At 60.1% G+C, this 9366-nt stretch carries 5 protein-coding genes, 1 tRNA gene and 1 pseudogene; 5 read left to right on the forward strand and 2 right to left on the reverse strand.

Annotated elements, in window-relative coordinates; all coding sequences use genetic code 11:
- Positions 1–67 precede the first annotated feature (67 nt).
- Together infB and DXY10_RS12120 are read left to right on the forward strand one after the other, a co-directional pair.
- Complete coding sequence (gene infB, locus DXY10_RS12115; RefSeq protein ID WP_115019620.1) at positions 68–3421, forward strand: translation initiation factor IF-2; 3354 nt, start codon at positions 68–70, stop codon at positions 3419–3421.
- A 25-nt stretch (positions 3422–3446) separates the two neighbouring features.
- Positions 3447–4004: pseudogene (locus tag DXY10_RS12120) on the forward strand (low-complexity tail membrane protein); the annotation flags it as partial.
- A gap of 402 nt (positions 4005–4406) precedes the next feature.
- Here the strand turns inward: DXY10_RS12120 and DXY10_RS12125 are convergent.
- Positions 4407–4664 carry a DUF3493 domain-containing protein gene (locus tag DXY10_RS12125; RefSeq protein WP_371411155.1) on the reverse strand — a complete coding sequence of 86 codons (258 nt, stop codon included), beginning with the start codon at positions 4662–4664 and terminating at the stop codon, positions 4407–4409.
- Positions 4665–4705: 41 nt separating this feature from the next.
- Between DXY10_RS12125 and DXY10_RS12130 the strand changes: the two genes are divergently transcribed.
- From DXY10_RS12130 to gap, 3 genes are all read left to right on the forward strand, one after another.
- Positions 4706–4778: transfer RNA gene (locus DXY10_RS12130), tRNA-Thr, on the forward strand.
- A gap of 389 nt (positions 4779–5167) precedes the next feature.
- Complete coding sequence (locus DXY10_RS12140) at positions 5168–6445, forward strand: DUF389 domain-containing protein (RefSeq protein WP_244282290.1); 1278 nt, start codon at positions 5168–5170, stop codon at positions 6443–6445.
- Between the two features lie 150 nt (positions 6446–6595).
- Complete coding sequence (gene gap, locus DXY10_RS12145) at positions 6596–7594, forward strand: type I glyceraldehyde-3-phosphate dehydrogenase (RefSeq protein WP_115019624.1); 999 nt, start codon at positions 6596–6598, stop codon at positions 7592–7594.
- A gap of 100 nt (positions 7595–7694) precedes the next feature.
- On the opposite strand, the gene DXY10_RS12150 is transcribed toward gap, so the two are convergent.
- On the reverse strand, positions 7695–9272 hold the full coding sequence (locus DXY10_RS12150; protein WP_244282291.1) for a TRIC cation channel family protein: 1578 nt from the start codon (positions 9270–9272) through the stop codon (positions 7695–7697).
- Positions 9273–9366 lie beyond the last annotated feature (94 nt).

A 9366-nucleotide genomic window follows, 5' to 3' on the forward strand; every position in this document is an offset into this window, starting at 1 on the left:
ATGAACATTGGCCCCAGCTTGTCTGGGGCCCCGAGGCACTCCGTGCCCGGACCGACCGGAGACCTGAATGACCAGCAGCGGCAAAGTCAGAATTTATGAGCTGTCCAAGGACCTTGGCCTGGACAACAAGGACGTGCTTGATGCCGCTGAAAAGCTGTCCATTGCGGCGAAAAGCCACAGCAGCTCCATCAGTGAGACAGAAGCAGGCAAGATCCGCGGCCTGCTCAAGAAAGGCATGCAACCAGCGGCACCAGCCAAACCGTCTGCGAGCAAAGCCATCCTGTCCGTAAAGAAAGCGGAGGCTCCAGTGGCACCACCGGCAAAATCCCCGGTCAAGCCAGCTGCTGCCGCACCGAGCAGAGCCGTGGCAGCAAAACCATCGCCAACCGCGCCGGTGGCGGCCAAAGCTCCACAACCCTCCAAAGCTTCGACTCCGTCGGCGCCTAAGCAACCTGTGGCGCGCCAATCGACAGCCAGTGCCCCGGTCAGCCGCCCAGCGGCTGCAGCGCCTGCCAATCCCGTTCCGGAAGCCAAAACCCCACCAGCACGACCGGCGGCAGCATCTGTGAGCAAGCCCACGGCACCGCAGCCGCGGCCCGCAGCACCCAGTGCAAAGCCCGTGGCCAGCAAGCCGCTCACACCAAGCCCAAGACCAGTTCAGGCCAAAGCAGGCGGAGCTCCCCGACCAGCAGCTCCACCCCCGGTCAAACGCAGCGCACCTACACCCCAACGACCGCCAGCCAGACCGGAACTGGTGGGACGGCCTCAGCCGAAACGTCCTCCTGGGCCTCCGACGCGAGCCGCCAACGGACAACGCCCTGGCATCAGCCCACGTCCAAGTCAGGCCGGTAGCCAAAATCAGCGGCCCGCCATGCCGCAACGACCCGGTGCCCCTCAAAGGCCTGGATCTCCGTCCCGTCCCGGAGCCAGCAAAACTGCAGGCGGACGGCCCGGAGCAGCACGCGCGGGCGGCAACACCCTCGAATTGGTAGGTAAGCCCATCCGTCGCGATGGTCAGGGAGCAGGAGGTCGCGATGGCAGTGGCCGACCCGCGCCTCCAAGTCGTCCGGGCATGCCCAGCGGCATGCGCAAGCCGATGGCACCCGGTGAGCTCATGCAGCTGCAAAAACCGAGTGGGCGCCCTGGAGCACCGCCGCCGCGCCGCGCCGATGGCTCACCGGTAACGCCTCGCACGGCCGAAGGACCGACCCGAAAGGCGGTGCCCCCAATCGCACGGCCGGCCACATCGCCATCGCCTGCAGCCGCACCCCGCCGTCCTGGTTACCGACCCGCACCTGGTGCAGGTGGTCAACGTCGTCCCGGACGACCCGACTGGGATGACAGCGCCAAGCTGGAAGCACTCCGCAGCCGTTCTCCCCAGAAGCAGCGGCAAAAGGTCCACATCATTGGAGAAAACGATGATGCCCTGGCTGCACAGACCGGCGGCTTCGCAGGTGAGCAGCAGGCCATGGTGCTCTCTGCAAGCCTGGCTCGTCCCTCTAAGCCAAAGACACAGCAGCGCTCAACGCCGAAACCGGTGGCTGCCGTCCGCAAGCGCCGCAAGGAGACAGCCCGTCAGCGTCAGCGGCGACGGGCCATGGAGCTTCGCGCTGCCCGCGAGGCCAAGCAGGTCAGGCCCGAGATGATCGTTGTGCCGGAGGACAACCTCACGGTGCAGGAGCTTGCCGACATGCTCAGTGTGGAGAGCTCCGAAATCATCAAATCCCTGTTCTTCAAGGGCATCATCGCCACGGTGACCCAAAGTTTGGATATGCCGACCATCGAGGCGGTGGCCGACGAATTCGGAGTACCGGTACTCCAGGACGATGTGGAGGAAGCTGCGAAGAAGACCGTCGAGATGATCGAGGAGAAAGACCTCGAGCATCTGATCCGCCGTCCGCCCGTGGTCACGGTGATGGGCCACGTCGACCATGGCAAGACGAGCCTGCTGGATGCGATTCGAAAAGCGCGCGTTGCTGCTGGCGAGGCAGGCGGCATCACCCAGCACATCGGCGCCTACCAAGTGGAGGTTGAACACAACAACCAACCCCGCAAGATCACCTTCCTCGACACTCCTGGTCACGAAGCCTTTACTGCCATGCGTGCCCGTGGCACCAAGGTGACCGACGTCGCTGTTCTGGTGGTCGCTGCCGATGATGGCGTCAGGCCTCAGACCCTGGAGGCCATCAGCCATGCCCGTGCTGCCGAAGTGCCGATCGTGGTTGCGATCAACAAGTGCGACAAGGAAGGTGCCTCCCCAGACCGCGTCAAACAGGAACTGTCAGATCAGAACCTGTTGGCAGAAGAATGGGGCGGCGATGTCGTGATGGTGCCCGTCAGTGCCATCAAGGGCGAAAACATCGACAAATTGCTGGAAATGATCCTGCTGGTCACCGAAGTGGAAGACCTACAGGCCAATCCCGATCGCATGGCCCGCGGCACCGTGATCGAAGCGCATCTCGACAAGGCGAAGGGGCCCGTGGCCACGCTGCTGGTTCAGAACGGCACCCTCAAAACAGGCGACGTTCTGGCGGCTGGCCCTGTGCTTGGCAAAGTCCGCGCCATGGTCGACGATGCCGGCAAGCGCATGAAGGAGGCCGGACCTTCCTTCGCCGTTGAGGCGCTTGGCTTCAGTGAAGTGCCAACAGCAGGCGATGAATTCGAGGTGTATACCGACGAAAAATCCGCCCGCGCAGTCGTGGGAGACAGGGCATCCGATGCCCGTGCCACCCGACTGGCTCAACAGATGGCCTCAAGGCGTGTATCGCTCACAGCCATGTCTGGCCAGGCAAGCGATGGCGAGCTCAAGGAGCTCAACCTCATTCTCAAGGCCGACGTCCAAGGGAGTGTGGAAGCGATTCTCGGATCGCTGGAACAGCTACCGAAGGACGAAGTCCAGGTTCGGGTTCTGCTCTCGGCACCTGGTGAAATCACGGAAACGGACGTCGATCTTGCAGCCGCCTCCGGTGCCGTGATCGTGGGTTTCAACACCTCCATGGCCTCCGGTGCGAAACGCGCCGCAGATGCCACGGGCGTTGATGTGCGCGATTACGACGTGATCTACAAACTGCTCGAGGACATTCAGCTGGCGATGGAAGGCCTACTGGAACCAGAGCTGGTCGAAGAGGCCTTGGGAGAAGCGGAAGTGCGTGCGGTGTTCACCATCGGCAAGAGTGCCGTGGCCGGTTGCTACATCACCACTGGCAAGCTGCAACGCAACTGCAAGGTGCGCGTCCGTCGGGGCAAAGAAGTGGTGTTCGAAGGCGACCTCGACTCCCTTCGTCGCAACAAGGACGACGTCAAGGAAGTCGCCACCGGATTCGAGTGCGGCATTGGCTGCGATCGTTTTGCTAATTGGGAGGAAGGCGACCGGATTGAAGGCTTCAAGATGGTCACCCAACGCCGCAAGCTGAGCACCTGACCGTCCCCCCCTGCCCCGATCCATCGTGAGTTCTCGTCGCGAGCCCCTGTTGTGGCTTCAGTGTCTGGCCCTTGGAGCCATCCCACTGGAGCTACTGGTGCTTCGACTTGTGCTCGCCGGCTCAGACCTGGGCCCATTCCCTGCCCTGGAAAGACTCTTGACCTGGGGCATCGGGGCTCTTGCACCAGCCTTCCTGCTCTGGCGTCGATCACCAGACTGGGGATCACTGCTCCTTCTGCGTCTTCCCCTAGCCGATCGCACCAAGCTCCAGCGCCAGCTCAGCGCGGCCCACACCACTCTCCCTTTGAAACTGCTTGGCAGTACAGGTGTCGTGCCCTTGCTGCTGTTGTTGTGGTGGATCGATGCCTCCGCACTGCTGGTGGCGGACTTGTCCCCGCTGCAGCACGGCAGCCGCCTGGGGAGCCTGCTGATTGCGGCGCCCCTACTGACCCTTCTCCTATGGCAATGGCATCAGCTGATTCAAGCCAGTTGGCTACTGACCAGAGACAACGATGCCCTGGACCGCTTCACCCCACTGAGCGAAGCCGAGTTGCAACAAACAACTCTGTCGTTAGGCCTGAGTCTGCTCCGGCTGCCAGACCTGGACTGGGGACCTGAGGTTGCTCCTGATTCGCAGCCGACAGCACCGAAAACAACACCTGCAGCCAATTCAGACGAACTGTCAGCGGTCAGATCCACCGCAACAACCACCCTCGATGCCAGCGGCGGCACAACAGACGATCGCCAAACTCCTGAAATCCCATCAGCTGGGCAACAAGAGAGCGCCGACATCGTGGAAGAAACGACAGGGCAGGATCACGCCCTGAAAGACAGTGAGGATGAAGACCAGAACCAGCCTGAGGATGTCAGCAACAAACTGGACAACCCGACCACGATCAGCGAAGACCTCTCTGCAACACCTTCAACTCCTGCGACAGACAGAAACGACACGCCTGTAGCAGGAGCAGTGGCTTCCGACCCGCCATTAGCCGTCCTTGGAGCGATCGAACCAGAGCAGCCCTCCGAAGGTAATGACAGCCCCGATCTGGATGGCGAGGTCGGAGAGCACGACGCGGTCACCAGCACTGACGCGAAAACTCATCACGAACAGGCCGAGACCACCGGAGGCGAAGAGAGCGATCCAGAGCAACCGGCGCAACCCTCTCCAGGGAGTGCGTGACTCTCTCAGTAGCCTCTCCTTCAGGGCAGGATCCAACTGTCCATTGGGGTTCTGACCGTTCAATCCCTTGGCGCTGCAGTCCAGAATGTTAAGTTCCTGTCGACGCCGATGTAGCTCAGCTGGTAGAGCAACGCTTTCGTAAAGCGTGGGTCGCCTGTTCAAGTCAGGTCATCGGCTTTGCTTCCGCATCGGAACACCAAGAAGCACTGCCTCGCAGGAGTCCAGACTCAAAGGCGAGCCTGAGGGCCAGGGTTTCATGATCCCCGATCAGTGAGGCCGCTCAGACTGACATCCCTGCCCTCAATCCCTAAGTGAGCAACGTCTGAGTGAGCAGGCAGCAGAGCCTCGATGATCAGAAACGAACCTGCCGCTGCCAGAGATCCGACAAAAGCAGCAGTGCAAACACAGACTGCACCGTGCATGAGGTCTTTCATTGTTGAAGGGCGACTGCATTCAGCCTCTGCCTGAAACCGAAGCAGGGTGCTGAGACGGGTCTCAACAATCTGTGCGCAGGGTCACTACTGAATCAAACTGGAGATCGATGGTGAACGCTGCAGATGAGCGGCATGGAGCCGACCAAGCTGGAAAGGCTGCACCGCAGCTACAGCCGCGATGCGGAACTGGATGAAGCCTTCATCGTTCTCACCGTCGGCGCCAGCCTGATTGCCACCCTCGGCTTGTTGGCGAACAGTACTGCCGTGGTGATCGGGGCCATGGTTGTGGCGCCATGGATCCACCCCTTGCGAGCCAGTGCCTTTGCAGTGCTGCTCGGTCGCGTTCGACTATTGGGCCGATCACTGAGCACCCTGGCCATCGGGGTCGTGCTGACGACAGTTTTATCTGCAGTGCTGGGTGCACTGGTCGCACTGCCCCAGTTCGGCAGCGAGGTCACAGCGCGCACCATGCCCAACCTGCTGGACCTTGGCATTGCACTCGTTGCAGGTGGACTGGCTAGCTACGCAAAAATGCGAAGCGACGCAGTGAGCTCCCTGGCAGGGACGGCGATCGCCGTGGCTCTGGTGCCACCGGTGTGCGTGATGGGCCTGTTGCTGTCACAACAGAATTGGTCCTTAGCCGCAGGCGCAGGCCTCCTCTTTTCCACCAACCTTCTGGGAATCCTGACGGGAGGGTTGATGTTGATGGCCTGGAAAGACCCATTCTTCCGCGAGCAACTCACACGCAGTCGCCTGAGTGCAGCCAGCTTCGCGCTGACTGGCTTACTCGTCGTCCCCCTTGGCAGCAGTTTCATCAGCCTGCTCCAGGCAAAAAATCAAGACAACATCAAAGAACTCGTGGAGATCACGATTCGTCGTTTTCTCGAAGATGAAACCATCACCTTTGGCGATGTGAAAGGTGTGCCTGAAAGCGAGGCGGTGAACCTTGAATCAGTGCGAATTGATTGGGATGTTCAACCACCAGTCATCCGCGCCCTGGTCAGTGTGAGTGACCCTCGTTTTCCCACCTTCACACAGGTGAAAGCAGTGCAGAAAGAGATCAACAAGCGTCAGCGGATGCAGTTTCAACTGGTGGTGGAACGCACCGCTGTGGAAGTGGTCGGTCCCCCACCCAAGACACCGACGATCGAACTCGACAGCCGCTTGGATCAAGTCCTGCTGCCTCAGCCAACCGAAGCAGGTCAAGAGCCGTCTGCAACCAACGCATCGACACGCTCCGACGAGACAACAACGGAAACTGAAGCCAAGCCAGCGGACAGAGAGCACCGCCTGACTCCAGAGCCGGCAATCCAGGACAACGTCACTCCAGCAGATGCTCAGACAGCACCGCAGCGCCCTCCCTCAAGCCCGACCACTGAAGGACCGCAACCGAACCTGAACGATTGGTGACGGTGAAGAGCAATGAGATGACGCGGCGTCTTGCGCGATGAGGCGAGCGAAGTCAGCCTCAGCAGCCACGCCTGTCTTCATCCCCAAAAAGGGAGGCGACCAAGTGCCATATCCCCTCTATAAATCGATGTATCAGCAGGGCTTGCCTCCATGTCCATCCGCATTGGCATTAATGGCTTTGGCCGCATTGGACGCCTGGCCTTCCGGCAGGCCATGGCCTGCCCGGATGTTGAGGTGGTTGCCATCAACGACCTGATCGAAATCGATTACCTCGCCTATCTGCTTCGCTACGACTCGACCCACCGACGCTTTCCGGGGGAGATTCGAGTTGAGAACGGTCAGCTGCTGGTGAATGGGCGCATGATTCGCGTCACGGCTGAACGCAATCCCCACCAACTGCGTTGGGGAGAGGTGGGCGCCGACTACGTGCTGGAAAGCACGGGCTTTTTCTTGACGGAGGAGAAGGCCCGTGCACACCTGGAGGCTGGAGCCCAACGGGTGGTGATGAGTGCCCCCTCGAAAGACCACACCCCGATGTACGTGATGGGGGTGAACCACACCAGCTATGCGGGACAGGCGATCGTGTCGAATGCCAGCTGCACCACCAACTGCCTGGCTCCCCTGGCCAAGGTCGTCAACGATAACTTCGGCATCGTCAGCGGTCTGATGACGACAGTGCATGCCACCACTGCCACCCAAAAACCAATCGACAGCCCATCACTCAAGGATTGGCGCGGTGGACGTGGGGCCGGTCAAAGCATCATTCCCAGTTCAACCGGTGCGGCGAAGGCGGTCGGTCGCGTGATCCCCGAGCTGAATGGGAAGCTGACGGGAATGGCATTCCGCGTCCCCACGCCTGACGTCTCCGTCGTTGATCTCACCGTGAATCTGGCGCGCCCCACCAGCTACGACGAGATCAAGCTGGCGATGAAAAGGGCATCCCAGAACGGATTATCCGGAATTCTCGGCTACACAGAAGACCCGATCGTTTCGAACGACCTACTCGGTGAAAGTTGCACATCCGTCTTTGATGCCGGAGCAGGGATGGCGCTCAATGATCAATTCATGAAGCTGGTGGCCTGGTACGACAACGAATGGGCCTACAGCTGCAAGTGCATTGATCTGATCCGTCACATGGCTTCTTCCTGAATCGGAAGGAGGGTATGAACCACAGGTGCGAGGCAACCAACCAGCCTGGTGAATGCACCCAGGGAGCCAGTGAACACCAACACCTCCACGACATTGGTGTTCACTGGCCACCCAGCTTGCTAATTCTGCTGAAGGCGGGTGGCTTGATCTGCAGTTGCATCACCACCAGTCGTGTGATCAGACAGCCGATGGCGGTCACAATGACGGCTGTATTCAGAGGAATCGGATTGACGCTGTTGGAATCGGCGTAGAAGCTGATAAACAGTGACAGGACGAATCCCCAGAACAGAGAGATCTCCGCATAGATCTCATGCCTCAAGGTGGGATGGCTTGCATCAGCACGGATGACATCCCTAAGGATCGCCCCTCCAGCACCGGTCATGGCACTGAACACAGGGCCCCAAATCAACAGGGGATCACATTGTTCCTCAACAGCCACAATCACACCCACCACCGTAAACGCTGCCAGGCCAAGGGCATCCAGCACCTGAATCATCCAGGCACCATTCAGCCTTAGGTGATGCGTCCAACGCGGCAGCCGTCGAGGCCACGGAGCACGCATCACGATGTAACTGAACAGCACGAGCACAATCACGATCGTGAGGTTGTGGACGGACTGCAACACTGCAGGACGGTCGCGATTCACAATCAGATCCCTCAGGATCCCGCCACCCACGGCAGGAAGGCTGGCCAGCACAAAAGCACCGAAGAGGCTGAATCGTTCCTGCTGAGCCAGCAATACTCCGGAGAACGCAAAAGCAGCAGTGCCAATGGTTTCCAGCGCAAAAAACCAGGGCTGCCCAGCGGTCATACCAAGCAGCGTTGGGAAGAGATAGTCACGAACAATCTGGTTGTAACGCCCCTCCTGCCGCAAGGTTTCCATGGCGTGGTTGAAGGCGTTCACCAGAGCTGGCGAGGTGGTGCGACGACTAAACAGCACCACAATCGGGCCGCTGAAGATCGGTTGATTGCCAGCAACCAGCTGGCTTGAAAAGCCCTGCTCCCAGAGCAACGTGCCCCCCACCAGCCTGTCGATAGCCACCAGATCGACTTTGCCGTCAATCAGGTTCTGGAGGTTGTTCAGATCCGTGCTCGTGGAAAGCCACCGGCCCCGGTTGGATGGCGCTCTAAGGAACTGATCAATCGCATCGCCGTAGACGTAGCCCGACACAACACCCAAGCGCAGCTGGCTCTTAGGGAATGACTGGGAGAAGACCGATGGTTGGAGCATGGCCCGGGCCCTGGGCTGATCCCACCGACTGACCAGAATGATGTCTTCCGTTCGATATGGCTCGGAAAAATAGGCGTATTGGCTGCGTTCCTCCGTCATGAAGGCCCCGCCGGCCACATCCCGATCGCCGCTCCTGATCTGCTTCTGGTGTAGGTCCCAACCAACCTGTGGCAGCTCCAGTGTGCGACCGAGATTGTCTTCGAACACGGCCCTTAAAAGCTGCACGTCGAGACCGGTGATCCGGCGCATGTCGTCGGACTTCTCGAGGTACTGATAGGGCTTCCAGGGATACCAGCCACCACGGATCACCTGGTCCTGCATCGCATTGGCAGAACTGGGGCCCCCAAGTGCGAGCAGGAGAGCCAGGCAGATCCCCCATGCGACAGCCATCAAGCGACCGTTCGCTCTCCACTGATCTCCGGCGGGTCCGTTCACAGCAAGCGCCATTCCCCTGGCTTGCATGCTGCTCCAGGCAACTGAGATCAACAACAAAAAGCCCCCACCTAGCGGCGGGGGCTTTGCGATTCAGCGCAAGCTGAAT

It is taken from the genome of Synechococcus sp. UW140 (assembly GCF_900474295.1).
Lineage (GTDB): Bacteria > Cyanobacteriota > Cyanobacteriia > PCC-6307 > Cyanobiaceae > Synechococcus_C.